Annotated in this window: 13 protein-coding genes; 10 read left to right on the top strand and 3 right to left on the bottom strand. The window is 73.7% G+C overall.

The genetic code is table 11. From position 1 onward, the window contains the following. The first annotated feature begins 625 nt into the window (after positions 1-625). The gene (locus tag ACFMQL_RS38415; protein ID WP_364067741.1) at positions 626-3451 is read left to right on the top strand and encodes an AAA family ATPase; all 2826 of its coding nucleotides are present in this window, start codon (positions 626-628) and stop codon (positions 3449-3451) included. Here ACFMQL_RS38415 and ACFMQL_RS38410 read toward each other — a convergent pair whose 3' ends face one another. Beyond that, positions 3452-3772, bottom strand: coding sequence for a hypothetical protein (locus ACFMQL_RS38410; protein WP_364067739.1), 321 nt, complete (start codon positions 3770-3772; stop codon positions 3452-3454). 30 nt (positions 3773-3802) lie between these two features. Continuing rightward, positions 3803-4456, bottom strand: coding sequence for a TetR/AcrR family transcriptional regulator (locus ACFMQL_RS38405; protein ID WP_364067737.1), 654 nt, complete (start codon positions 4454-4456; stop codon positions 3803-3805). Positions 4457-4518: 62 nt separating this feature from the next. Here ACFMQL_RS38405 and ACFMQL_RS38400 point away from each other — a divergent pair, with 62 nt between their 5' ends. The 7 genes from ACFMQL_RS38400 (at position 4519) to ACFMQL_RS38370 (ending at position 12494) form a co-directional block, all read left to right on the top strand. Next, positions 4519-6078 carry an MFS transporter gene (locus ACFMQL_RS38400; protein WP_378789697.1) on the top strand — a complete coding sequence of 520 codons (1560 nt, stop codon included), beginning with the start codon at positions 4519-4521 and terminating at the stop codon, positions 6076-6078. Positions 6079-6239: 161 nt separating this feature from the next. Continuing rightward, positions 6240-7445: a P450-derived glycosyltransferase activator gene (locus ACFMQL_RS38395; RefSeq protein ID WP_364067733.1), complete on the top strand. Its 1206-nt coding sequence runs from the start codon at positions 6240-6242 to the stop codon at positions 7443-7445. Continuing rightward, entirely contained in the window at positions 7445-8740 is a 1296-nt protein-coding gene (locus tag ACFMQL_RS38390; RefSeq protein ID WP_364067731.1) for an activator-dependent family glycosyltransferase, read from the top strand. The genes ACFMQL_RS38395 and ACFMQL_RS38390 overlap by 1 nt, the downstream gene beginning before the upstream one ends. Then, positions 8737-9699, top strand: coding sequence for a proline iminopeptidase-family hydrolase (locus ACFMQL_RS38385; protein ID WP_364067729.1), 963 nt, complete (start codon positions 8737-8739; stop codon positions 9697-9699). Before ACFMQL_RS38390 ends, ACFMQL_RS38385 begins: the two co-directional genes overlap by 4 nt. 10 nt (positions 9700-9709) lie before the next feature. After that, on the top strand, positions 9710-10201 hold the full coding sequence (locus tag ACFMQL_RS38380) for a cobalamin B12-binding domain-containing protein (RefSeq protein WP_378790259.1): 492 nt from the start codon (positions 9710-9712) through the stop codon (positions 10199-10201). A 6-nt stretch (positions 10202-10207) separates the two neighbouring features. Beyond that, complete coding sequence (locus ACFMQL_RS38375; protein WP_378789695.1) at positions 10208-11458, top strand: methylaspartate mutase; 1251 nt, start codon at positions 10208-10210, stop codon at positions 11456-11458. A gap of 94 nt (positions 11459-11552) precedes the next feature. Further along, positions 11553-12494 (top strand): ACP S-malonyltransferase, encoded by a 942-nt coding sequence (locus ACFMQL_RS38370; protein ID WP_378789693.1) that lies wholly within the window; start codon positions 11553-11555, stop codon positions 12492-12494. A 51-nt stretch (positions 12495-12545) separates the two neighbouring features. Here ACFMQL_RS38370 and ACFMQL_RS38365 read toward each other — a convergent pair whose 3' ends face one another. After that, the gene (locus ACFMQL_RS38365) at positions 12546-12791 is read right to left on the bottom strand and encodes an acyl carrier protein (protein ID WP_364067723.1); all 246 of its coding nucleotides are present in this window, start codon (positions 12789-12791) and stop codon (positions 12546-12548) included. 42 nt (positions 12792-12833) lie between these two features. Between ACFMQL_RS38365 and ACFMQL_RS38360 the strand changes: the two genes are divergently transcribed. Together ACFMQL_RS38360 and ACFMQL_RS38355 are read left to right on the top strand one after the other, a co-directional pair. Beyond that, positions 12834-14375, top strand: a complete 1542-nt coding sequence (locus tag ACFMQL_RS38360) for an AMP-binding protein (protein ID WP_378789691.1) — start codon at positions 12834-12836, stop codon at positions 14373-14375. Between the two features lie 125 nt (positions 14376-14500). Then, on the top strand, positions 14501-26098 hold the full coding sequence (locus ACFMQL_RS38355; protein ID WP_378789689.1) for an SDR family NAD(P)-dependent oxidoreductase: 11598 nt from the start codon (positions 14501-14503) through the stop codon (positions 26096-26098). Positions 26099-26114: the final 16 nt, after the last annotated feature.

Below are 26114 nucleotides of genomic sequence, written 5' to 3'. Positions count from 1 at the left end.
CGAGGGGATATAGGGGGGCCGTTAGGGGTCGAAAAGTGATCTATCCACATATACTGCCGTCATGTTGTCCGACAGATCCCTCTTCGGGCAGTCTGTCAGGAAATGCCGACAGGCTGTCAGGGGTGGTGTCTGAAGGGGAGGATGATCCGCGACGCCGACGGGGGACGTGTGGCTATACGTACGGTGACATCGTCGAATGCCGGAGGATCAGATGCTCCGGCGATTATTGCACTTTATGCTCGCCCTTCAGCATGACATGCTGAAGGGCGAGGCTTGCGGGGGCGTGCGCGTGCGGCACGAAGACCGGCGCGCCGTCAAGGGGGCCGCGGCGACCGCGGCAGGCCTCGTAGCCGAGATCGAGCACGCGGCGGCCAGGGCAGGAGTCACCGCCGGAACGGCGGGCACCCCGTCCTGCCCTGCATCGTCTGCGAGGGCCATACGGCGTACCACCGTCCCGAAATCACGATCCGGACGGTCGAATAATGACGTTTCCCCTGCGTGTCACCCTGCCCCGCAACCCCTTCTCTCGGACGAAGGGCGCCGAGGCGATCGCAGAAATTCAGTTGAAAAGGAAAGTAAACAGGTCGAGTACGACGACTAGGGTGGCCGGCTGGAGGCATGGGCCATGCAGCTCATCGAACGTGCAGAGGCACTGGCGAACTTCCGAAACCTGATGGACAAGGCGTTGGCCGGGACCGGTGGAATCATCGTGATGACCGGGCCCGGCGCCACCGGTAAGAGTGCATTACTGCAGGCGTGCGCCGGTGAGGCCGGTGCGGCCGGGTTCCTTGTGATGAAAGCCGCCGGGTCGCGTGCGGAGCGAATGTTTCCCCTGGGAACGCTCGGACAGTTGTTTCGTTCCGTCGAGTTACCTCAGGAGCTGGCCGACGAGGTGGAGCAGACCCTCGCGCCGGAACCGGTCAACGGCATCTCCGGAGTGCCCGACCCGGTGGCGCTGGGGCATAACCTCACGAACGTCGCGGCACGGCTGTGCGGGGTCCTCGTGGAGCTGGCCAAGCGGCAGCCGATCCTGCTGTCCGTCGACGACGTGCACAACGTCGACGGCCCCAGCCTGCAGGCTCTGCTCTACATCCAGCGGCGGATGGCCAACGCCCCGCTGCTGCTGGCCGTGACCGCGCTGGCGCAGCGCCGCCCGGTGAACTCGCTGTTCAACGCCGAGCTGACGGGCCGCCCCAACTGCGTCCAGGTCCGGGTCACCCGCCTGTCGCCCGAGGGCGTGGAGGAGCTGCTGCGGGACAAGGTGGGCAGTGAGCCCGCCGCCCGGCTGGCCCCCGAGTACCACCGGCTGAGCGGCGGCAACCCGCTGCTGCTGCACGCCATGGTGCAGGACTACTGGGACGTGGCGCACGGCGGCTGGACGCCCGAGGGCCCGCAGGTGGGCGTCGGCCGGCATCTGCATCAGGCGGTCCTGTCCTGCCTGCACCGGTGGGATCCGCGAATACTCGACGCGGCCCGCGGCGTCGCACTGCTCGGGCGCTCGGCCAGCACCGGTTCGGTGGCGCAGCTGCTCGGCGTGAAGCCCGCGTACGTGCTGCCCGCGCTGGAGGCGCTGGAGGCGGCGGGCCTGCTCAAGGGCTGCCAGTTCCGCTATCCGACGATGCGCAAGGCCGTGCTCAGAGACCTCAGCCCGGACCGGCAGTCCGTCATGTACATGCGGGCGGCACGGATCATGTACCAGCTCGGGGCCGAGCCCGGCGACATCGCCGACCACCTGCTGGCGGCCAGCCCGGCCACACCGGCGGAGGCCGACCCGTGGATGGTGTCGGTGCTGCGCGAGGCCGCCGAGGCGGCGCTCGTGCACGACGACCAGGGCCGGGCGATCAGTTGCCTGGAGCTCGGCCGGCTCATCTGCGACGACGAGGCGACGCGGGCGGCGATGCTGACCGAGCTGGCCCGGGCGAACTGGTGCCACCGCCCCGCCGCCGCGCTGCGCTTCCTCGCGCCGCTCGAGGACGCGTTCGCGCGCGGCCAGCTCGCCCCCACCGACGCCCGCGCGCTCAGCCGCTATCTGCTGTGGCACGGCTGGACCCGCCGCGCGGCCGTCGTCTACGACTGGACGGCGGCGCGGGCCTGCGGCGTCCAGCCACGGGAGCAGGCCAGGCTCTGCTTCACCAGGGAGTGGATCCGGCTGCTCTTCCCCACGATGTTCGTGGAGCGGGAGGCCGACGGGCCGAAGACGGCGGACACCCGGGAGTTCTCGCTGAGCAACCTGCTGCTGGGCAAGTCGGAGGAGGACATCGTCGGCGCCGCCCAGGAGCTGCTGGAAAGCTGCAACCTCGCCGAGGCGGAGCTGGAGGCGGTCTTCGGCGCGCTGCTCACGCTGGGCCAGACCGGCCGCTACCAGGAGGCGGTGCGCTGGTGCGAGATGCTCGGCACCGAGGGGGCGGCGCGCGGGTTCACCAGGTGGACGGCGGCGCTGGCCGGCATGCGGTCGTGGCTGGCCGTGCAGCACGGCGAGCTGGGCGAGGCCCGGCGCTACGCCCAGCAGGCGCTGAGCGGCATGTCGCGTACGGGCTGGGGCGTGCTCCTCGGCCTGCCGCTGACGGTGCTGCTGCGGGCCACCGTCGCCATGGGCGATCTGGACGAGGCGGCCGAGATCATCAAGCGGGGCGTGCCCGGCGACCTGCCGCAGACCACGCTGTGGCCGCTCTTCCTGCAGGCCAGGGGCGACTACTACCTCGCCACCAACCGCACCAGGGCGGCGCTCAGCGACTTCCACGAGTGCGGCGCGCTGCTGCGCGGCTGGGACCTCGACATCCCGGCGCTCGTGGACTGGCGCTACGCCATCGCCAAGACGTACCTGCACATCGGCGCGGTCGAGGAGGCCCGGCAGAAGATCACCGAGCAGCTGTCCATCGCCGGCGGCACGCATCCGCGGGTGCACGGCAGGGCGCTGCGGCTGCTCGCGTCGGTCACCGAGCTGCGGCAGCGGCCGGCGCGGCTGCAGGAGGCGATGACCCTGCTGCAGCGCTCGGGCGACCTGCTCGAGCTCGGCTGGGCGTACGCGGACCTCAGCGACGCCTACCAGGAGCTCGGCGACATCACCCGGGCGCGGCTGATGGTCAGGCGGGCCAAGCAGATCGCCAAGGCGTGCGAGGCCGGGCCGCTCCTCGCGCGGCTGCAGCCACGCGAGGAGGACGGCGTCGAGGGCCTCGGCGAGGCGGCCGCGCTCAGCGACGCCGAGCGGCGCGTCGCCGCGCTCGCGGCCTTCGGCTACACCAACAGGGAGATCAGCGAGCGCCTGTTCATCACGGTCAGCACGGTCGAGCAGCACCTCACCCGCGTCTATCGCAAGCTGAACGTGAAGCGCCGCGCCGACCTGCCGACCGAGCTGTCGCTGGGCACGGGGTTCGCCGAAACGGACGTCTCCCGCATGACCCGGCGCGGCGCGGGCCACATGCGGCGTACGGCGGGGAGAACGGCACGCTGATCACGCGCTCATCCAGGATGTCGGCGGCGACCCCGCGTCGCTCAGCAGGGCGTCGACCGCCAGGGGCTGCGGCTCCGGCAGAAGCGTGATCAGCAGGCTGACCTTCTTCATCATCGCAGGGGAGTACTCGCGCACCGGGGTGATCTCCGCCTCGGCCAGATCCCACGGGCCGAGCAGCTCTTCCGCGCGCTGCGCCGCCAGCACGGGGTCGAGCCCGTACCAGGAGATGACCGAGGTCAGCAGGTCACGTCCGGTCCAGTGCTCCGGAACGTCCGAGTAGTCAACGAATGCGGGTGGGGCAGTGACCGACGAAAGGAGCATTTGGAACACAGGAGTCCCCCAAGAATCAACTCAACTGTTGTTCGCCGAAGATGCGGTGCCGAGTGCCTCACGTGCTGGGCGCGAATCCTCCTCCCCCTGGTCGTCCTCGCGCCGGTCGGCCGAGGGGCGGCCGAGGAGCACGCGCAGGCCCTCGGTCAGGTCGCTCACGGACACCAGCTCGGGGTTGATCAGCCACTGGGCCATCAGTCCCTGGAGCAGGGTGAGATAGAGCCGGCCGACCGCGCGCGTGGACTTCTCGTCCAGCGATTCGTCCGCGCCGAGCAGCTTGGGAAGCCCTTCGGGCGCGGCGGCGGAAGCGAGCGCCTCGCCGAGCCGCTCGCGCAGATCGGGCGCGTGCTCGGCGGCGGTGAGCGCCTCGAAGTTGGCGGCCAGCAGCGGGCGGTTGTCCTTGAAGCTGTCGACGATCTGCTGCCAGGTCTCCTCGAAGCCCACCAGCGGGTCCGTCGCGTCGGTGGGCACCATGACCTGCCACAGGTCGGTCCAGTCCTGAACCATGTCGATGAGGGCCTCGCGGAGCAGCGCCTCTTTCGAGCCGAAGTGGTAGCCGATGGAGGCGAGGTTGGCTCCCGACGCGGCGGTGATGTGCCGGGCGGTGGTGTGGGCGTAACCGCGCTCCACGATGCACCGCTTCGCCCCCTCAAGGAGCTGCTCTCGTTGTCCCATGCCGGCAACCTTACCACGAATTCATTCATACGTCCGTCCAAGACGCTTGTATGATTCGGGGCATGGCGCAGACAACTCGCCCCATCGCGGGCCGACGCGAATGGCTCGGCCTCGCCGTACTGACGCTCCCTGTGATCTTGTTGTCCAACTCGATCACCATCCTGTTCCTGGCGGTCCCCTGGATCACCGCGGGGCTCCGGCCCAGCGCCACCGAGCTGCTGTGGATCATGGACATCTACACGTTCGTGCTGGCCGGGCTGCTGATACCGATGGGCGCCCTGGGCGATCGCATCGGCCGGCGCCGGGTGCTGCTCGGCGGTGCGGTGGTCTTCGGCGTGGGCTCCGCCGCCGCGGCGTACGCCACCTCGCCCGAGCTGCTGATCGCCGCCCGGGTGCTGCTCGGCATCGGCGCCGCCACCCTCATGCCGTCCACGCTTGCGCTCATCAGGACGTTGTTCGTGGATCCCGGGCAACGCAAGATGGCGGTCGGCATCTGGACCGCCGGCTCCTCCGGCGGCGTGGTGCTCGGCCCGCCGCTGGGCGGCCTGCTGCTGGAGTACTTCTGGTGGGGGTCGGTCTTCCTGCTGAACGTGCCGTTCATGGCGCTGCTGCTGATCGCGGGTCCGCTGTTGCTGCCGGAGTCGCGAGATCCCAAGAAGGGCGGCTTCGACCTGCTCGGCGTGCTGCTGTCGCTGGCCGCCGTGCTGCCGCTCATCTACGGGCTCAAGCAGGTCGCGCTGGAGGAGCCGTCGATCTGGTCGGTCGGCGCGCTCGTCGCGGGCGTCGCCTTCGGCGTGGCCTTCGTCTACCAGCAGCGCCGCAAGGCCGACCCGATGGTCGACGTCGACCTCTTCCGCCGGCCGGTCTTCACGACGGCCGTGGGCGGCTACGCGCTGGTCATGTTCGCGCTGACCGGCGGCACCTACCTCGCGTCGCCGTACCTGCAGCAGGTGCTGGGCTTCAGCCCGCTGCCCGCGGCGCTGTGGCAGATGCCCGCCGGCGTAGGGGTGATCGTCGCCGCCGTGGTCGCCGGCTACCTCGCCCAGCGCCTGCGGCCCGGCCCCATCTTCGCCGCCGGCCCGCTCATCATGGCGGTCGGCCTGCTCATCATGTCGCAGGTCGAGGTGGACGCCGGGCTGGCGGCGCTGGTGCCGGGGATGATCCTGGTGGGCGCGGGCACCGGCATCGTGGCCACCGTCGCGGTGGACATCGTTTTGGGCAGCGTGCCGCCCGAGCGGTCCGCGCGGGCCTCCGCGCTGTCGGAGACCAGCCTGGAGCTCGGCACCGCCCTGGGCATCGCGCTCATGGGCCTCATCAGCACCGTCGTCTACAGCCGTACGCTGCTCGACACCACCCCGCAGGGGGTGCCGCAGGCCGAGACGGCGGCGGCGTCCGAGACCCTCGCGGCGGCGCTCGCCATCGCCGCCGAGCTGCCGGGGGAGATCGGGGCGCAGCTCGCCGACGCCGCCAGGGCCGCGTTCACCCTCGGCATGCAGGTGCCGCTGTACGTGACCGCCGCGCTCATGCTAGCGCTGGGCGCCATCGCGCTGTTCGCGCTGCGCCGCGCCGACATCAAGCCCGCGGAGGCCGCCGAGGAGCCCGGCATGTCCGAGGCGCGTTGAGCCGCCGCTCACCTGCGGCGACGTGCGTTCCCCCGCAGATCGCCCCGGCCCCCTACGTGGTTCGGCGGGCCGGGGCGAGGCCCATTAGGGGTTGATCTAGGGGGAACGTCCGCCTCTACCGTGGCCATCGTCGATCCGATCGCCGGCTAGGTGGAGGCACCATGCCCGAAGGCGCCAACCCGGCAGCCGATTACGAACTGGGGCTGCGCCTGCTCAACGCCCGCGCCACGCAGCGGGTGCTGGGCATCCTGGGCGACCCGTTCGCCCTGGTGCTGCGCGGCACCGATGATCCCTACCCGCTCTACGCCGCGATCCGCGAGCGCGGCCCGATCCACCGCAGCACCACCGGAAGCTGGGTGACCGCGGACCCGGACGTGGCGGCCGCGGCCCTGGCGGACCCGGTGTGGCGGATGTCGGGCCGGGACGGCTCGCCGGCCGCCGAGCAGCTTCTGCCCTTCTACGGGCACGGCACGCTGGGCGGCGAGGCCGATGAGCACGAGCGGCTGCGCCCCCACTGGCAGGCCCTGCTCGACCCGGAGCCGCTGGCCGCGCACCGCAAGACCGTCGAGCGGGAGTGCCTGGCCCGCCTCGACCGCGTCACCGGCGGCGACCTCATGACCGGCTACGCCTGGCCCGTCGCGACCGCCGCCACCGCCGCGCTGCTCGGGCTCCCCGCGGCGGACCTGCCGCGATACGCCGAGCTCTGCCAGGACGCCGCCGCGCTGCCCGACTCCCTGCTCGCCGCCCAGCCGCTCGCCCTCGTCCGCCGGATCGAGGACGCGGTGGCCGGGCTCGATGAGCTGTTCGGCGGCACGCCGGGGGAGGGGACCCACGACCCTGACAGGGCCGTACGGGTGCTGCTGTCCACCGCCGCCGTCCCGGCGACCGCCCACCTCATCGGCAACGCGGTCCGCGCGCTGCTGGCCGAGCCGGACGCGTGGCAGGCGCTGTCCCGCGACCCCGGGCTCGCGCCCGCCGCCGTGGCCGAGACGCTGCGCCACGACCCGCCGGTGCAGATGGAGGCACGGGTGGCCGCCGGACCCGCCGACCTGGCAGGCACCCGGCTGGAGCCCGGCAGCCACCTGGTGCTCGTCACCGCCGCCGCGGGCCGGGACGAGACCCGGCACCCGGAGCCCGGCCGCTTCCGCCTCGATCGGCAGGGCGAGCCGGAGCCGCTCGCCTTCGCCGGCGGCCTCCACCACCTCCCCGTCGCCCCGCTGGCCCGCGCCCAGGCCGAGGTGGCGCTGCGGATACTCGCCGAGACCCGGCCGGACGTGCGGCCGTCCGGCGCGCCGGTGTACCGGCGGCGCGCCCCCGTGGTGCGCGGCCCCGTCGAGCTGCCCGTGCTCGGGCTTGGAGAGACCTGATGCGTGTCCTGCTGACCTCGTTCGCCCTCGCCTCGCACTACAACTGCCTGGTGCCGCTCGGCTGGGCGCTGACCGCCGCCGGACACGAGGTCCGGGTGGCCAGCCAGCCGTCGCTGACCGACGCGATCACCGCGTCGGGGCTCGTCGCGGTCCCCGTCGGCACCGACCCGGAGCTCGAGGAGGTGCGCGAGCAGCCGGGCGCGGCCATGGGGCCGCCCCGGGTGCACGAGGACCGCGACGAGCCGGTCACCTGGGAGCAGGCGCTCGACTTCGACACGGTGATCGCGCCGCTGCTGCTCGCCGCCACCAACAACACCGAGATGGTGGACGAGCTGGTCCGCTTCGCCCGGAGCTGGCGGCCCGACCTGGTGATCTGGGAGCCGTTCACCCTGGCCGGCGCGATCGCGGCCGAGGCGTGCGGCGCGGTCCACGTACGGGCCCTGTGGGGCCTGGACGTGCTGGGCAGCGCCCGCCGCACCTTCCTCGAGCTGCGCGCCCAGCAGCCGAAGGCGCACTGGGAGGACCCGGTGGGGGAGTGGCTGACGCTGACCCTGGCCCGATACGGCCGCCCCTTCACCGAGGAGGCAGTCACCGGGCGGCTCACCATCGACACCACGATGCCCGCGAGCCTGCGCCTCCCCGTCGGGGTGCCGATCGTCGGCATGCGGACCCTGCCGTACAACGGCCGCTCCGTGCAGCCCGATTGGCTGGCCGAGCCGCCGAGCCGCCCCCGCGTGTGCTTCACGCTCGGCGGCACCGGCGCGGACTTCCTGCACGACTGGGCGCTCAGCCCGGCCGAGCTGGTACGGGCGGCGTCCGAACTCGACATCGAGGTGGTCGCCACGCTCGACGCCGAGCAGCGCGCCGGCCTCGGCGAGGTGCCGGACAACGTGCGCATCGTCGACTTCGTCCCCATGAACCTGCTCATGCCGACCTGCGCGGCGGTCGTGCACCACGGCGGCGCCGGCACGTTCAGCGCCGCGCTGCTCAACGGCGTGCCGCAGCTCATGATCGCCAACACCTGGGACCCTCCGGTCAAGGCCAAGCGGCTGGCCGCCATCGGCGCCGGCGCGTACATCCCGCCGCCCCGGCTCGACCCCCGCGGCTTCCGCGACACGCTGGCCGCGCTCGTACACGAGCCCGGACCGCGCGCCGCCGCCGAACGGCTCCGGCAGGAGATGCTCGCCGAGCCCACCCCCGCCGAGCTCGTCCCCCGCCTGGAACGCCTCGTCGCCGAGCACCGCGCCGGCGCGCCCGCGCAGGAGCCCGCCCTGGCCGAGGGGGCGCTGCGGTGAGCAGGACGGCCGCGACGACCCGGCGGCCCACCGCCAAGGGCACGGTGCCGTTCGGCGAGTACCGCACCTGGTACCGCGTGACCGGCGACCTGACGGGCGGCCGCCCGCCCCTGGTCGTGCTGCACGGCGGGCCCGGCAGCACCCACGACTACCTGCTGCCGCTCGCCGAGCTGAGCGACACCGGACAGCCGGTCATCCACTACGACCAGCTCGGCAACGGCGGCTCCACCCACCTGCCCGGCGAGGGCGCCGACTTCTGGACCGTGCGGCTCTTCCTCGACGAGCTGGACAACCTGCTCAAGCAACTGGGCGTGGCCGACGGCTACGTGCTCTTCGGCCACTCCTGGGGCGGCATGCTCGGCGCCGCGCACGCCGCCACCCGCCCCAGCGGGCTGCGCGGGCTGGTCATCGCCAACTCGCCCGCCTCGATGATCACCTGGCGGGCCGAGATGGAACGGCTGCGCGCCACCCTCCCGCCCGAGGTGCAGGAGACGCTCGCCCGCCACGAGGCCGCCGGCACCACCGCCACCCGCGAGTACTTCGACGCCATGCGCGTCTTCTTCGCCCGGTACGTCTGCCTGGTCGACCCGTGGCCGCGCGAGTATCAGGCGTCCTTCATGGAGATGCACAACAACCCGACCGTCTACTACACGATGAACGGGCCGACCGAGTTCCACGTCGTCGGCACGCTGCGCGACTGGTCGGTCGAAGAGCTGCTGCCCTCCATCGAGGTGCCCACCCTGATCATCTCAGGACGGCACGACGAGGCGACACCGGAGACCGTACGCCCGTTCGACGAGCTCATCCCGGACTCCCGCTGGGAGATCCTCGAGCACTCCAGCCACCTCCCGCACCTGGAGGAACCCGACCGGTTCAGGGAAGTGCTGCTGGCCTATCTCGCCACCGTCACCGGGACCCGACCGGGGACCCGCGCAAGCGACGCCGCGACAGGGAGTTGACGTGACCCGCATGTTCCCCGATCAGAACCCGGCCCGCATCGAGGGCCGCCGCCCGCGCGCCCTGGTGAGCGGCGTGGCATCGGACTCGCACACCTGGAACCTCGTCTATCTGCAGCTCGTCTGCGAAGAGGAGGGCCTGGACGTGGTCAACCTCGGCCCGTGCGTTCCCGACGAGCTGCTCGTCGCCGAATGCGTGGACCAGCGCCCCGACCTTGTGGTGCTCAGCACCGTCAACGGCCACGGCTACCGCGAGGGCCTGCGGGTCGTCCCCAAGCTGCGCGCCCGGCCCGAGCTGGCCGGCGTCCCCATCGTCATGGGCGGCCGCCTCGGCGTCACCGGACGCCGCGAAAAGGAGCTCGCCGATCAGCTCGAGGCGGCCGGCTGCGACCGCGTCTTCGACCGCGGCGGCCCCGAGGACATCGACGAGTTCAGGACGCTGGCCGCCGCGGTCACCTGGAAGGCGGACGACGCCGCCGCGCGCACGCCGGTCCAGTCCGGCTGAGCCCGCATGGCCGCTGGATTCGGCGGTTACGTGACCGCCACGGCCGCGGCCGGCGAGCTGGTGGTGCAGCCCCGCATGGGATTCGGCGACGTGGCGGCCATGCGCGCCGGGCTGCTCGCCACGAAACGCGCCCGCGCGGCCACCGCCGGCACGATCACCGTGGACAGCTACACCCGGGTCGGCGACCTGGGCTCGGCCGCCGCCGCGCTGGCCTCGGGCGCCGCGCTCAACGGCTACCCCCTGGTCAGCCACGGCGTCGTCGTCAACAGGGCGCTGCTGCACGGCGTCCGCGACGACGGCTTCCCCGTGCAGGTGCGGCACGGCTCCGCCAACCCGGTGAGGATCTTCGAGGCGCTGCTGGACGCCGGACTGGACGCCACCGAAGGCGGCCCGGTCTCCTACTGCCTGCCGTACAGCAGGATCCCGCTCAGCCAGGCGGTCGACCACTGGGCGCGCGGCTGCGAGCTGCTGGTCGCCCGCGGGCAGGAGGAGGGGCGCGAGCCGCACCTGGAGACGTTCGGCGGCTGCGTGCTCGGCCAGCTCTGCCCGCCCGGCCAGCTCGTCGCGCTCAGCGTCCTGGAGGGCCTGTTCTTCCAGGCGCACGGCCTGCGCGACATCTCGCTCAGCTACGCCCAGCAGACCAGCCCAGAGCAGGACGTCGAGGCGGTGCTCGCGCTGCGCGCGCTGGCCGAGGAGTTCCTGTCCGGCGTGCGCTGGCACGTCGTCGTCTACGCGTACATGGGCGTCTACCCCGAGACGCCGCGCGGCGCCGCCGCCCTGCTGACCTCCGCCGCCGAGCTGGCCGTGCGCACGGGCGCCGAGCGGCTCATCGTCAAGACCGAGGCGGAGTCCCAGCGCATCCCCACGATCGAGGAGAACGTCGCCGCGCTGGAGCTGGCCGGACGGGCGGCCCGCGCGGCCCGCCCCGCCGCGCCGCCGCCGCCCAGCACGGACTCGCAGGTGTACGCCGAGGCGCGGCGGCTCATCGAGGCCACCCTGGAGCTGCACGAGGACGTGGGCCGCGCGCTGCTGCGCGCGTTCAAGCTCGGCTACCTCGACATCCCCTACTGCCTGCACCCCGACAACAGGGGTGCCGCGCGCAGCCGCATCGACGCCGACGGCCGGCTGCTGTGGGCCGACGTCGGCGCGCTGCCGCTGGACGACCTGGCCGAACGCCACCGCCTGCGCCCGGTCGGCTCCGCCGAGCTGCTGCACGCGCTCCACTACGTCCAGCGCAGATTCGACGGCCTCGCATGAACGGCCGAAGCCCGCAGAATGTGGGGGCCGCGGGGATCACGAGCAGGGGTACTAGGGGTGGGGCAGGCAGGTCGGCCGCGGTTAGCGTGCCGGAGTGGACAACACATCGAGTCACGAGATCGCGATGGTCTTCCCAGGGATGGGGCCGACCGCGTACGCCGACATCGAGCGGTTCGCCACCGAGGTGCCGTCGGCGTGGCGGTTGTTCGCCGAGGCCGACGAAGCGCTCGGATACCCGGTGCTGGGGCGGTTCCGCGACACGGAGGGCGACTACTCCGAGTACGCCCAGGTGGCGTTCCTCGTCACCTGCCTGGCCCTGGCCGAGTGGGCCGAGCGCGAGGCGCTGCCCGCCCCGCCCGGGGTGTGCGCGGGGCCGAGCTTCGGCGGCAAGTCGGCCGCCGCGTACGCGGGGTCGCTGAGCTTCTCCGACGCGGTGTGGATGACCGCCCGGCTGGCCCGCTGCGTGGCCGACTACTTCAGCAGGGAGCACAGCGGCCTGGTCACCCACTCGTTCGTCCGCGTACAGCCCGACGTGGTGGAGGAGATGCTCGGCGAGCTGACCGCGCGCGGCCGCATCGCCGACGTCGCCTGCCGCGTCGACCGCGACTTCTTCATGATCACACTGTCCGCCGACGACCTGCCGGGGCTGGAGAAGGGCATCCGCGCCGCCGGCGGCCTGTCGCTCTACACGATGCGCCCGCCGATGCACTCACCGGCCTTCTCCTGGCTGCGCGAACGCGCGGAGAAGGAGGTGCTGGACGAGCTGGACTTCGCCGAGCCGCGGCTGCCGGTGATCTCCGACCACGACGGGTCGCCGCTGACCACCGGCGAGCAGGTGCGGAACCTGCTGCTCGACGGCTTCGTCAAGCAGATGCACTGGCCGGGGACGGTGGAGGCGCTGCGCGCCCACGGCGTGCGCACGGTCTGCGTGGCCGGGCCCGACGCCCTCTTCAGCCGGGTGCCCGCCACCACCAAGAACTTCACGGTGGTGCCGGTCGGCCCCAAGCGGCCGCTGCTCGCCGCCCGCGACAGTTGAGCCCCGCTCAGCGGTCGCTGAACGGGGCTCGGCGGCCGGTTGATCGCGGGGTCAGGAGACGGGACGGGCCGAGCTGAGCGCCGTCCACAACGCCCCGGGGGTGGCGAAGGTGTCAAGAACAAGTGCCTGCTCGTCGAACTGCACGGAGTAATCGGCTTCCAGCGCGCTCAGCAGTTCCACCGCGCCCATGGAATCCAATCCGAATTCCCGGAGGTTGGTGTCCGCGGTGAGCTCGTCGTCGGAAGACAGCAAGGGAAGTCGGTGCCGCAGCAACTCCTCGAACTTTTCATCCCACATGGCTCGCATTATGCCTCATATTCTCGCGCTGGGGAAAAGAAAATGGGCGAAGAAATTCAGCGGAACCTGCACGGGCGATTTCTGAACGGTCTCGCCGCCGCGCCGCAAGGAGCCGCGCTCCGCCTCGGCGGCCGCATGGTCACCTTCGAGGAGCTGCACGAGCTCGCCCTGCTGTGGGCCGGGTCGCTGCTCCACGCCGGCGTCACCGGACCGGTGGGGGTGCTCGCCGAGAAGGGCACCACCGCCTACGCCGGGCTGCTCGCGACCCTGTACGCCGGGACCACGGTGGTGCCGCTGCACGTCGGCTTCCCGCCCGACAGGACGGCGCGGATGATGTCGGCGGCCGGCGTCACCGCCGTGATCGCCGACGAGCGCGGCGCGCGCCTGCTGCCTGAGCTGCGCGAACGCGGCTTCTACGGCTCCGTGCTGCTGCCCGAGGGCGGCGGCGAAGGCAGCGTCGCGATCTCGGCCGCGCACGCCCTCGCGCAACCGGTCGCGGCGCCGCCCGACGCGCCCGCGTACATCCTGTTCACCTCGGGCTCCACCGGCAGGCCCAAGGGCGTGACGCTCACCCACGCCAACCTGACCCACTACTTCGGCGTGCTGGACGAACGCTACGACTTCACCCCCGGCGACGCCTTCTCGCAGACCTTCGACCTGACCTTCGACTGCGCCATCTTCGACCTGTTCTGCGCCTGGGGCGCGGGCGCACCCGCCGTGCCCGTGCCGCCCCGCGGCCACGCCGACCTGCCCGCCTTCCTGGACGACCACCAGGTCACCGTCTGGTTCTCCACGCCCAGCGGCATCAGCCTGGCCCGCCGGCTCGGCGCCCTGCGCCCCGGCGCGCTGCCCGGCCTGCGGTGGAGCTTCTTCGCCGGAGAGGCGCTGCGCTGCCAGGACGTCGAAGACTGGATCACGGCCGCGCCGCACGCCACCGTGGAGAACCTGTACGGCCCCACCGAGCTGACCGTCACCATCGCGGGCCACCGCTGGTCCGATGAGTCGGCCAAGCTCGCGGTCAACGGCGTCGTGCCGATCGGCGCCGTGCACCCGGGACACCAGGTGCTGCTCGTCACCGAGGACGGCGAGGTGACCGACGAGGAGGAAGGCGAGCTGTGCGTCGCAGGACCCCAGCTCACCCCCGGATACCTCGACCCGCGCGACGGCGAGGGCCGCTTCCTCCAGCACGACGGCCACACCTTCTACCGCACCGGCGACCGCGTACGGCGCCTTCCCGGCGACGAGCTCGCCTACCTGGGCAGACGCGACGCCCAGGTCCAGGTGCAGGGCTGGCGGGTCGAACTGGCCGAGATCGAGCACGCGCTGCTGGCCGCAGGAGACGGCGTCGCCGAGGCCGCCGCGGTAGGGGTGGACGGCCCCGCCGGAACGGAGCTGGTGGTCTTCTACACCGGCGAGCCGCGACCCCCCGTCGAGCTCGCCAACAGGCTGCGCCGGACACTGCCGCACGGCATGGTCCCCAAGCGATATCACCACCTCGGAGAACTGCCGCTCAACGCCAACCGCAAGGTCGACAGAAAGGCGCTCGCCGAACGCGCCGGCGAACTCCTGAGCCCCCACAATTAATTGGTCTTAGGGGGCGCATAGGGGTTAGTGCGGCTCCGAACTTTTCGTAGTTTGGTGGCGGCACCGAAAGGGTCAGAACGTACAAGCCCGGTGAGCTCAACGCTCCTCATATTCCTAGGTTGGTAATGGACAACGAAGAGAGACTTGTCAATTACCTGAAAAGAGCGACGGCGGATCTGCGGGAATCCCGGCGGCGGTTGCGCGCGGCCGAGGACCGCCTGCGCGAACTGGGCGCCGGCCCGGACGGCGCCGTGCCGATCGCGATCGTCGGCATGGCCTGCCGCTACCCAGGCGGGGTCACCACGCCCGAGGACCTGTGGCGGCTCATCACCGACGAGGTCGACGCCGTCACCCCCATGCCCGCCGACCGCGGCTGGGACATCGACGCCATCTACGACCCGGAGCGCGGCAAACCGGGCAAGACCTACACCCGCGAGGGCGGCTTCCTGCGCGACGTGGCCGGCTTCGAACCGGAGTTCTTCGGCATCAGCCCCAACGAGGCCACCGCCATGGACCCGCAGCAGCGGCTGCTGCTGGAGACCACGTGGGAGGCGGTCGAGCGCGCGGGCATCGACCCGACGGCGCTGCGCGGCAGCCGTACCGGCGTGTTCGTCGGCGTCATGTACGGCGACTACGGCTCACGCAGCGACCGGATACCCCGCGGCGTCCAGGGCTTCATCGCGCACGGCAGCCACCGCAGCGTCGCCTCCGGGCGCATCTCCTACCTGTACGGCTTCGAAGGACCCGCGGTCACCGTGGACACCGCCTGCTCCTCGTCGCTGGTGGCCCTCCACCTGGCGGCGCAGGCGCTGCGCGGCGGCGAGTGCGAGCTGGCCCTGGCCGGCGGTGCCACCGTGCTGTCCACCACCGAGCTGTTCGTCGACTCCGGCCGCCAGGGCGTGCTCTCGCCCGACGGCCGCTGCAAGTCCTTCGCCGCCGCGGCCGACGGGGTCGGCTGGGGCGAGGGCGTCGGCCTGCTGCTGCTCGAACGCCTCTCCGACGCCCAGCGCAACGGCCACCCCGTGCTCGCCGTCATCCGCGGCTCGGCCGTCAACCAGGACGGCGCGAGCAGCGGCCTGACCGCGCCGAACGGCCCCTCCCAGGAGCGGGTGATCGGCGCCGCGCTGTCGGCGGCCGGACTGTCGCCGTCGGACGTGGACGTCGTCGAAGGCCACGGATCCGGCACCAGGCTGGGCGACCCCATCGAGGCGCAGGCGCTCCTCGCCACGTACGGGCAGGGCCGCGACCGGCCCCTGTGGCTCGGCTCGGTCAAGTCCAACATCGGACACGCCCAGGCGGCCTCCGGCGCGGCAGGCGTCATCAAGATGGTGCTGGCCATGCGGCACGGCACGCTCCCGAAGACACTGCACGTGGACGCCCCCAGCCACGAGGTCGACTGGTCGGCCGGCAACGTGGAGCTGCTCACCGAGCCCCGGCCGTGGACGCGCGCCGGGCACCCGCGCAGGGCCGCCGTCTCCGCGTTCGGGGTCAGCGGCACCAACGCCCACGTCATCCTCGAAGAGGCCCCCGAGGAGACCACGGAGCCCTCGCCTGCCGAGGGCTCCCCGGCGCTGCCGATCGTGGTGTCGGCCAAGTCCGAGGCCGCGCTGCGCGCCCAGGCGGAACGGCTCGCCGGGTTCCTCACCGGTGACGGCGCCGACGCCGACCTGCCCGGCGTGACCTGGACGCTGACCCGCCGCGCGGCGCTCGCCCACCGCGCCGCCCTGGTGGCCCACGACAAGGACGGCCTGATCGCCGCGCTGCGCGGCCTGGCCGCCGGCGAGACCCCGCCCGGCGTCACAGTCGGAGAGGCCAGGAGCGGGCGGCTCGGCCTGGTGTTCTCCGGGCAGGGCGCGCAGCGGCCCGGCATGGGCCGCGGACTGTACGAGCGCTTCGGCGTGTTCGCGCGCGCCTTCGACGAAGCCTGCGAGCTGCTGCAAGCCGAACTCGCCGCAGCGGATGTCGTAGCCGGGCTGGCCGGTGGGCTGAGCGTGCGCGACATCATCCTCGGCGATTCGGCCCCTGACGGGGTGCTGGATCAGACGGTGTTCGCGCAGGCCGGGCTGTTCGCTTTCGAGACGGCGCTGTTCCGGCTGCTGGAGTCGTTCGGTGTGCGGCCGGACTTCGTGGCCGGGCACTCGCTGGGTGAGATCACCGCCGCGCACGTCGCCGGGGTGCTGGATCTGGCGGATGCGTGCCGTCTGGTGGCCGCCCGTGGGCGGTTGATGCAGGCGTTGCCGTCCGGTGGTGCGATGGCCGCGATCGGCTGCGGTGAGGACGAGATCGCCTCCGTGCTGGCTCGTTACGATCAGGTGGCCATCGCTGCGGTGAACGCGCCGGGCGCGGTCGTGGTCTCCGGTGCCGCCGCTCAGGTCGATGAGGTGGTCGCGTGGGCGCGCGAGCAGGGGTTCCGTACGCGGCCGCTGCGGGTGTCGCATGCGTTCCACTCGCCGTTGATGGAGCCCATGCTGGCCGAGTTCGAGCAGGTCGTCGCCGGGCTGACGTTGCGTCGTCCGGAGCTCGCCGTGGTCTCGAACGTCTCCGGCGAGCTGGCGGGTGAGGAGGTCACCGAGCCTTCTTACTGGGTGGAGCATGTGCGCCGTCCGGTGCGGTTCGCCGACGGCGTCGAGGTGATGCGGCGGCGCGGCGTCACCCACTTCCTGGAGGCGGGTCCCGACGCCCAGCTCGCCCCCATGATCGAACAGACCCTCGCCGGTCACGATGCCCCGGTGGTGGCGCTGCTGCGCCGCGGCCGCGACGAGGTGGCCTACTTCGCCGAAGCGCTCGGCGCGGCCTGGGCCGGTGGCGTGAGCGTGGACTGGGCCGGCTGGTTCGCCGACCGCGAGACCCCGCCAAGTCCCGTCGCGCTGCCCACGTACCCGTTCCAGCGGCGTCGGTTCTGGCTCGAAGCTCACAAGTCGGGCGACGTGTCGGCGGCCGGGCAGTCGCCCGTCGAGCATGCGCTGCTCGCCGCCGCCGTGACCCACCCGGACGGGGCCGTCACCCTCACCGGGCAGCTGTCCCCGCGTACTCAGCCGTGGCTGGCCGACCACACGATGAACGGCACCGTGATCTTCCCGGGCACGGGCTTCGTGGAGCTGGCGCTCCGCGCCGGCGACGAGGTGGACTGCAGCAGGCTGGACGAGCTCGTCCTGGAGACCCCGCTGGTCATCCCCACCGGGGAGGACGCGGGCGGCGTGGCCGTCCAGGTCGCGGTCGCCGCCCCGGACGACGACGGCCGCCGTACCGTGGAGATCCACTCCGCCGACGGGGAGGGCTGGATCCGGCACGCGCAGGGCACCCTCGCCCCCGCCGCTGCGGAAGGCGCCGACCTCACCGCGTGGCCGCCCCCCGGCGCGGTGGCCGTGGACATCGACGGGCTCGACGACCGGCTGGCCGAGCGCGGCTACGAATACGGCCCCACGTTCCGCGCGCTGCGCGCCGCCTGGCGCAAGGGCGAGGAGTTCTACGCCGAGGTGGCGCTGCCCGAAGGCGTGGACGCCACCGGCTACGACGCGCACCCCGCGCTGCTCGACGCCGCGCTGCGCGTGGGCCTGCTGCCCGAAACGGACGAGAAGGCGAGCGAGAACGGGCGGCCGGTGGTCCCCTTCGCATGGCGCGGCGTCGAGCTGCACGCCACCGGCGCCGCCGCGGCACGGGTACGGCTGCGCCCCGCCGACGGCGCGGGAGCCGTACGGCTGGACCTCGCCGACGCGACGGGTGGCCCCCTGGCCACCGTGACGTCGCTCGAATCCCGCCCGCTCGCCGACTCCCTCCCGGCGGGCGGAGCGGCGGCGCTACCCCTGTACGAGGTGGAATGGCGCCCGCTGGCCACGCAGGACGGCGACCCGGCGGCACGGGACGCCGAGGTCCATCTGGCCTGGGACGACACCCGCACCGCCACCTCCGCGCCCGAGCGGGTACGCCGCACCATGGCGGCCACGCTGGAGCGCGTACGGCGCTGGCTGGCCACCGACCCGTCAACCGACGACACCCTCGTGATCGTGACCAGGGGAGCGGTCGCCATCGGCGGCGCTGCCCCGGACATGGCGCAGGCGGCGGTCTGGGGACTGGCCAGGGCCGCCAGGGAGGAGAGCCAGGGGCGCATCGTCCTGATCGATTTGGACCCCGAGCAGGACCAGGACCGCTCCGTCATCGACTCGGCCACGGCCGCCGCGCTGCGCGCGGGAGAGCCGGAGATCGCCGTACGCGCGGGAAAGCCGCACATCCCCAGGCTCACCCGCCGCGCACCGGAGAACGGCGCCGCCGCATGGCCCGCCGAGGGCGCCACACTGATCACCGGCGGCACCGGCGGCCTGGGCGCGCTGCTGGCCAGGCACCTGGTCACCGAGCACGGCGTACGGCACCTGGTGCTGACCAGCCGCCGCGGCCTCGACGCGCCCGGCGCGGCCGAGCTGCGCGACGAGCTCGCCGGGCTCGGCGCTGAGGTGACGGTGGCCGCCTGCGACGTGGCCGACCGCGCCGCGCTCGCGGCCCTCCTGGACGAAACCGCGCGGCGGCAGCCGCTCGCGGCCGTGGTGCACGCGGCGGGCGTGCTGGCCGACGGCACCATCCCGACCCTCGACGACGAGCGCCTGGCGCGCGTGCTGCAGCCCAAGGTGGACGGCGCATGGCACCTCCACGAGCTGACCCGCGACCTGGACCTGCGCGCATTCGTGCTGTTCTCCTCGACGACCGGGCTCATGGACGCGGCGGGACAGGGCAACTATGCCGCCGCCAACGCCGCCCTGGACGCGCTCGCCGCCGAGCGCGCCGCCGCCGGGCTCCCGGCGATCTCGATCGCCTGGGGCGCGTGGGAGGCGGAGAGCGGCATGGCCGGCCGGCTGGACGACCGCCAGACCGCCCGCCTCGCCGCCTCCGGCATGCGCCCGCTCACCGCCGAGGAGGGGCTCGCGCTGTTCGACGCGGCGCTCGCCGCCGGACATCCCGCGCCGGTCGCCTGCCGCCTGGACCTGGCCGCGCTGCGCGGCCGCGACACGGAACCGCCCGCGGTGCTGCGCGCGCTCGCCGGCCGCCGCCCCGCCCGCGCCGCCGCGGCGGGACCCGGCTCGCTGGCCGACCGGCTCGGCGCGATGTCCCCGGCCGAGCGGCGCGAGCTGCTGCTCGGCGTGGTACGCGCGGAGGCCGCCGGCGTGCTCGGCTACGGCTCGCCCGACGCGGTGCCGGTTGACCGGGCCTTCCAGGAGCTGGGCTTCGACTCGCTGTCCGGCGTGGAGCTGCGCAACAGGCTGGGCCGCAGGGTCGGCATGGCGCTCCCGGCGACCCTCGTCTTCGACCACCCGACGGTGACCGCGCTGGCCGGTTTCCTGGCCGACCGGTTCGGCGGCAAGCCGGAGCCCGCGCAGGCACCGGCTGCGGCGGCGGCCCCGGCCGGGACCGACCCGATCGTGATCGTCGGGCTCGCCTGCCGGTACCCGGGCGGCGTGCAGACGCCGGAGGACTTCTGGCGGCTGGTGACCGAGGGCGTCGACGCGGTGGGCGACTTCCCCGCCGACCGCGGCTGGGACCTCGGCTCGCTGTTCCACCCCGACCCCGAGCACGAGGGCACCTCGTACACGCGGCAGGCCGCCTTCCTGCACGGCGCCGCCGAGTTCGACCCGGACTTCTTCGGCATCAGCCCCCGCGAGGCGGCCGAGATGGACCCGCAGGAACGGCAGTTCCTGGAGGTCAGCTGGACCGCACTGGAGCGGGCCGGTATCGACCCGACGTCGCTGCGCGAGACCAGCGCCGGGGTGTTCGCCGGCGTGATGTACCACGACTACGTGCCCGCGGGCGCGGGCGGCGCGACGGTCTCCGGGCGCGTCTCCTACACGCTCGGCCTGCGCGGTCCCGCGATCAGCGTGGACACCGCCTGCTCGTCCTCGCTGGTGGCTTTGCACCTGGCCGCGGACGCGCTGCGGCGCGGCGAGTGCGACCTGGCCCTCGCCGGTGGCGTGACCGTGATGTCCACGCCGGGGGCGTTCATCGAGTTCTCCCGGCAGCGCGGCCTGGCCGCCGACGGCCGGTGCAAGGCGTTCTCCGAGGGCGCCGACGGCGTCGGCTGGGGCGAGGGCGTCGGCGTGCTGGTGGTCGAGCGGCTGTCGGATGCCCGCCGCCGCGGGCATCGGGTCCTGGCCGTCGTACGCGGCAGTGCCGTCAACCAGGACGGCGCCTCCAACGGCATCACCGCCCCCAACGGGCCTTCGCAGGAGCGGGTGATCGCGCAGGCGCTCGCGTCGGCGGGGATCGGCCCTGACCAGGTGGACGTGGTCGAAGGCCACGGCACCGGCACCTCCCTGGGCGACCCGATCGAGGCCCAAGCGCTGCTGGCGACCTACGGCCAGGACCGCAAGGAGCCGTTGTGGCTGGGCTCGGTGAAGTCGAACCTGGGCCACACGCAGGCGGCCGCCGGCGTGGCCGGTGTGATCAAGATGATCCTGGCCATGCAGCACGAGCTGCTGCCCAAGACCCTGCACGTGGACGCCCCGTCGTCGAAGGTGGACTGGTCCGCCGGAGCGGTGGAGCTGCTCACCGAGCCGAAGCCCTGGCCCAAGCAGGCCGATCGGCCGCGCCGCGCGGGCGTGTCCTCCTTCGGCATCTCCGGCACGAACGCCCACGTCATCATCGAGGAGCCGCCCGCCGAGGACGCCCCGGCGGAGGCAGGCCCGACGATCGTGGATGCGGGCAGCGCCGTGCTGCCGGTGCTGGTCTCGGCCAAGACCGAGCCCGCGCTGCGCGCCCAGGCCGACCGGCTCGCCGCCTTCATGACCGAGCACGACGAGACCGGACTCCCCGAGATCGCCGCCGAGCTGACCCGCAGGGCCGGTCTGCCCAAGCGTGCCGCCGTACTGGGCGACTCCCGCGAGGCCGCGCTGGCCGGGCTGCGCGCGCTGGCCGCAGGGGAGCAGGACGCGGGGCTCGTCCGGGGCCAGGTGCACGAGGGCGCGGACCAGCCGGTGTTCGTCTTCCCCGGGCAGGGCGGCCAGTGGCCCGGCATGGCGCTCGAGCTGCTGGACTCCTCGCCCGCGTTCGCCGCCGCCCTCGACCGCTGCGCCGCCGAGATCGAGCGGCTGGTGGACTGGCGGGTGCGCGACGCGCTCGGCGACGCCGAACTGCTCGAACGCGTCGACGTGGTCCAGCCGGTGCTCTGGGCGGTCATGGTCGCGCTGGCCGAGACCTGGCGCGCCGCCGGAGTCGAACCGGCCGCCGTGGTCGGCCACTCCCAGGGCGAGATCGCCGCCGCCTGCGTGGCCGGGGCGCTGTCCCTCGCCGACGGCGCGCGGGTGGTGGTGCTGCGCTCCCGCGCGGTCGCCGAGCGCCTGTCCGGCCTGAACGGCGGCATGATGTCCGTGGCGCTGCCCGCGGAACGCATGCCCGAGCTGCTCGCCGACCACGGCGACGCGATCTCCGTGGCCGTGGTGAACGGCCCGGGATCGGTGGTGCTGGCCGGCGACTCCGACGCGCTGGACGCCCTGGAGGCCCGGCTGCGCGCCGACGGCACCCGCGTCAAGCGGCTGGCCGTGGACTACGCCTCCCACGGCGCGCAGGTGGAGGTGCTGCGCGAGCCGCTGCTGCGCGACCTCGCCGGGCTGCGCCCGCAGGCCGCCGCGGTGCCGTTCTACTCCACCGTGGAGGCGGCCGAGCTGGACACGACCGGGCTCGACGCCGAGTACTGGTACACGAACCTGCGCAGGACCGTACGGTTCGCCGAGACCACCCGGGCGCTGCTGGCCCGCGGACGCCGGCTCTTCCTGGAGATGAGCCCCCACCCGATGCTCACTCCCGCGATCGAGGAGACCGCCGCCGCCGACGGCGTGGACGTCGCCGCGCTCGGCACGCTGCGCCGCGACGAGGGCGGCAGGTTCACCACGGCGCTGGCCGAGGCGTGGCTGCGCGGAGCACAGGTGGACTGGTCGAAGGTCCTGCCCGCCGCGCCGCGCGTCGACCTGCCCACCTACCCCTTCCAGCACGACAAGTACTGGAAGCCGAGCACGCTCGGCGGACCCGCCGGGCTCAGCGCCGCCGGCCTCGACCCCGCCGGCCACCCGCTGCTCGCCGCGGTGCTGGACGAGCCGGACGGCGACGGGCTGGTCTTCTCCGGCCGGCTGTCCGCCGCGGGCCAGCCGTGGCTCGCCGACCACCGCGTGGCCGAGCGGATCATGGTGCCCGGCGCGGCGCTGGTCGAGATGGCGCTGCACGCCGCCGACCGCGCCGGCTGCGACGTACTGGAAGAACTGATCCTGGAACGTCCGCTCGTGCTGCCCGACGACGGCGCGACCCGCGTACGCGTGGTGGTCGGCGCCGCCGAGGACGGCCACCGGCAGATCTCCGTGTACGCCGCCCCGGACGCGCCCGACGCGGAGACCCCCGTATGGACCAGGCACGCCACCGGCAGCCTGGCCAAGACGGCGGGCGAAGCCCCCGCCCCGCAGGGGACCGGCCCGGCCTGGCCCCCGGCGGACGCCCGGCCGGTGGACGTCAGCGACCTGTACGAGGCCATGGCCGCCGGCGGCTACGGCTACGGCCCCGCCTTCCGCGGGCTGCGCCGTGCCTGGCGCAGCGGCGACGACGTCTACGCCGAGGTCGCCCTGCCCGAGCAGGCAGCCGGTGACGCGGACCGGTTCGGCATCCACCCGGCCCTGCTGGACGCCGCCCTGCACGCCGCCGGGCTCATCGACGGCGACGGCTCCGGCGCGCCCAAGCTCCCGTTCACCTGGCGCGGCGTGCGCCTGCACACCACCGGCGCCACCACGGCGCGGGTACGGCTGCGCGCCGCCGACGGCTCGGCCCCGGACCGCTACACCATCGAGCTGGCCGACTCCACGGGCGCCCCGATGGCCTCGGTGGACGCCATGGTGGTGCGGCCGATCACCGACGGCGAGCTGGCGGGCGCGGCGGTGCACGTCGCGCTGCCCCGGCTCACCTGGACGCCGCTGCCCCAGGCGGCGCAGGCCGCCGAAGCGGCGGCCCCGCAGACCCCGGGCATCGAGACGTTCCACGTGCCGCGAGACTCCGGCGAGGACCCGGCAGCCGCCGCGCACGCCGCGACCCGGGCCACCCTCGACGCGCTGCGCACATGGCTCGCCGCCGAGCAACAGGACGGCGCCCGGCTGGTCGTGATCGTGCGCCGCGCGGCGGCGGTCGTCCCGGGCGAGGACGTCGATCCCGCACACGCGGCGGCCGTCGGCCTGGTGCGCGCCGCCCAGGCCGAGCACCCCGACCGCATCGTCCTGCTCGACGCCGACGGCGAGGACCTGCCGTGGGCGGCGATCCGCACCGCGATCGACGCGGGCGAGCCGGAGCTGGCCGTACGCGCAGGGACGGTGCACGTGCCGCGCCTGGTGCGCGACACCGACGCGCTCGTCCCGCCGTCCGGGCCGTGGCGGCTGGCCACCACCGGCAAGGGCACGCTGTCCAACCTCGCGCTGCTGCCGGCACCCGAGGCGCTGCGCCCGCTGCGCCCCACCGAGGTACGGCTGGCGCCCCGCGTCGCCGGCATCAACTTCCACGACCTGGTCGTCGCCCTCGGCATGATCACCGAGGAGGACGACGGCCTGATCGGCGAGGCCGCGGGCGTGGTGCTGGAGGTCGGCTCCGCCGTCACCGACCTGCGGCCGGGCGACCGGGTGACCGGCCTGGTGGACGGCGGCGCGGGCAGCGTGGCGATCACCGACAGGCGGCTGCTCGTCCCGATGCCGCGCGGCTGGTCGTTCACGTCGGCCGCGGTGCTGCCGATCGTCAACCTCACCGCCTACTACGGCCTGGTGGACCTGGCCGGGGTGAGCGCGGGCGACCGGGTGCTGGTGCACGCGGGCGCCGGCGGCGTCGGCCTGGCCGCGATCCAGCTCGCCCAGCACCTGGGCGCGGAGGTCTTCGCGACCGCATCGCCCGCCAAGTGGCCGGTGCTGCGCGCGCTCGGCCTCGACGACGACCACCTGGCCTCCTCCAGGGACCTAGGCTTCCGCGACAAGTTCCTCGCCGTCACCGGCGGGAAGGGCATGGACGTCGTGCTCAACTCGCTGGCCAGGGAGTTCGTGGACGCCTCGCTGGAGCTGCTGCCGCGCGGCGGCCACTTCCTGGAGATGGGCAAGACCGACATCCGGCAGGCGGACGAGGTGGCCGCCGCCCACCCGGGCGTCGTCTACCGGGCGTACGACATGGTCGCCCAGTCCCGCACCGAGCATCCGGAGGGCACCCCGGAACGCGTCCAGGAGATCCTCGCCGAGGTCGTGCGCCTCTACGAGGAGGGCGTGCTGCGCTCCGCACCCGTCACCGTCTGGGACGCCCGGCGCGCCAGAGACGCCTTCCGGCACCTCCAGCAGGCCCGCCACGTCGGCAAGCTCGCACTGGCCGTGCCGCGCGACCCCGACCCGGACGGCACCGTGCTGATCACCGGCGGCACCGGCGTCATCGCCGGGCACGTCGCCCGCCACCTGGTGACCCGGTACGGCGCCCGGCACCTGCTGCTGGTCACCCGGCGCGGCGCCGACGCCCCCGGAGCCGCCGCCCTCCGCGACGAGCTGGCCGGGCTGGGCGCGTCCGTCCGCGTGGCGGCATGCGACGTGTCCGACCGCGACGCGCTCGCCGCGCTGCTCGACGGCATCCCCGCCGAGCATCCGCTGACCGGCGTGGTGCACGCCGCCGGCGTGCTCGACGACGCCACGATCGCCTCGCTCACCCCCGACCGGCTCGCGAAGGTGCTGCGCCCCAAGGCCGACAGCGCCTGGCACCTGCACGACCTGACCAGGGACGACGACCTCGCGCTGTTCGTCATGTTCTCCTCGGCGGCCGGCCTGCTCGGATCGCCGGGACAGGGCAACTACGCCGCGGGCAACGCCTTCCTGGACGCGCTCGCCCAGCACCGGCGCAACCTCGGCCTGCCCGGCCACTCGCTGGCCTGGGGCCTGTGGGCCGAGCGCAGCGCCATGACCGCCCACGTGGGCGCCGGCGAGTCCGCCCGGCTGTCCGCGAGCGGGCTGCGCGAGCTCGACACCGAGTCCGGCCTGCGCCGCTTCGACGCCGCTGTCTCCGGTGACGCCCCGGTGGTGCTCGCCGCGGACGTGGACGCCGACGCGCTGTCCGCCGGGCCCGTCCCGCCCGTGCTGCGCGAGCTGGTGACCGCGCGGTCGCGACGCCGCGCGGCGGCCGACACTCCGGCGGCGGAGGAGTCGCTGACCGACCGGCTGTCGGGGCTGCTGCCCGCCGAGCAGCGCCGCATCCTCCTCGACCTGGTCCGCTCGCACGTCGCCGCGGTGCTCGGGCACTCCGGCGTCGAGGCGATCGGCCCCGACCGCGCCTTCGCCGAGCTGGGCTTCGACTCGCTGACCGCGGTCGAGCTGCGCAACCGGCTCGGCGCCGCCGCGGGGATGCGGCTCCCGGCGACGCTGATCTTCGACTACCCGAACCCTGAGGCGCTGGTCGAGTTCCTCCTGGAAGAGCTCGACCCGGAGCACGCCGATCCGGCGCGCGCCGTACTCGACGAGATCGAGCGGCTGGAGGCCACCATGGCCGAGCCGATCGCCGACGCCCCGCCCGAGCCCGCCGACGTGGAGGCCGTCGCGGCCCGGCTGGAGGCGCTGGCCCGCCGCTGGCGGGAGGCGCACGGCCGCGCCGGCGGCAACGGCGCCGCGCCCGGCCGGGTGGCGGACCTCGCGTCGGCTTCCGACGAGGAGCTGTTCGCGGTGCTGGACAGCGAGCTGGGCGGCTCGGACGCAACGTCCTGAACGACGGGGGAGATGA

The organism is Nonomuraea fastidiosa, from assembly GCF_042751225.1.
GTDB lineage: Bacteria > Actinomycetota > Actinomycetes > Streptosporangiales > Streptosporangiaceae > Nonomuraea > Nonomuraea fastidiosa.
The sequence above is the reverse complement of the archived record's forward strand: the minus strand, read 5'-3'. Positions and strand labels throughout refer to the sequence as shown.

Bases quoted from the DNA above. Each gene is read 5' to 3' on its own strand.
- ACFMQL_RS38405 (WP_364067737.1), bottom strand. From the start codon at position 4,456: ATGGGACAACGAGAGCAGCTCCTTGAGGGGGCGAAGCGGTGCATCGTG.
- ACFMQL_RS38380 (WP_378790259.1), top strand. From the start codon at position 9,710: ATGTTCCCCGATCAGAACCCGGCCCGCATCGAGGGCCGCCGCCCGCGC.
- ACFMQL_RS38360 (WP_378789691.1), top strand. From the start codon at position 12,834: ATGGGCGAAGAAATTCAGCGGAACCTGCACGGGCGATTTCTGAACGGT.
- ACFMQL_RS38395 (WP_364067733.1), top strand. From the start codon at position 6,240: ATGCCCGAAGGCGCCAACCCGGCAGCCGATTACGAACTGGGGCTGCGC.
- ACFMQL_RS38375 (WP_378789695.1), top strand. From the start codon at position 10,208: ATGGCCGCTGGATTCGGCGGTTACGTGACCGCCACGGCCGCGGCCGGC.
- ACFMQL_RS38410 (WP_364067739.1), bottom strand. From the start codon at position 3,772: ATGCTCCTTTCGTCGGTCACTGCCCCACCCGCATTCGTTGACTACTCG.
- ACFMQL_RS38355 (WP_378789689.1), top strand. From the start codon at position 14,501: ATGGACAACGAAGAGAGACTTGTCAATTACCTGAAAAGAGCGACGGCG.
- ACFMQL_RS38400 (WP_378789697.1), top strand. From the start codon at position 4,519: ATGGCGCAGACAACTCGCCCCATCGCGGGCCGACGCGAATGGCTCGGC.
- ACFMQL_RS38390 (WP_364067731.1), top strand. From the start codon at position 7,445: ATGCGTGTCCTGCTGACCTCGTTCGCCCTCGCCTCGCACTACAACTGC.
- ACFMQL_RS38415 (WP_364067741.1), top strand. From the start codon at position 626: ATGCAGCTCATCGAACGTGCAGAGGCACTGGCGAACTTCCGAAACCTG.
- ACFMQL_RS38365 (WP_364067723.1), bottom strand. From the start codon at position 12,791: ATGTGGGATGAAAAGTTCGAGGAGTTGCTGCGGCACCGACTTCCCTTG.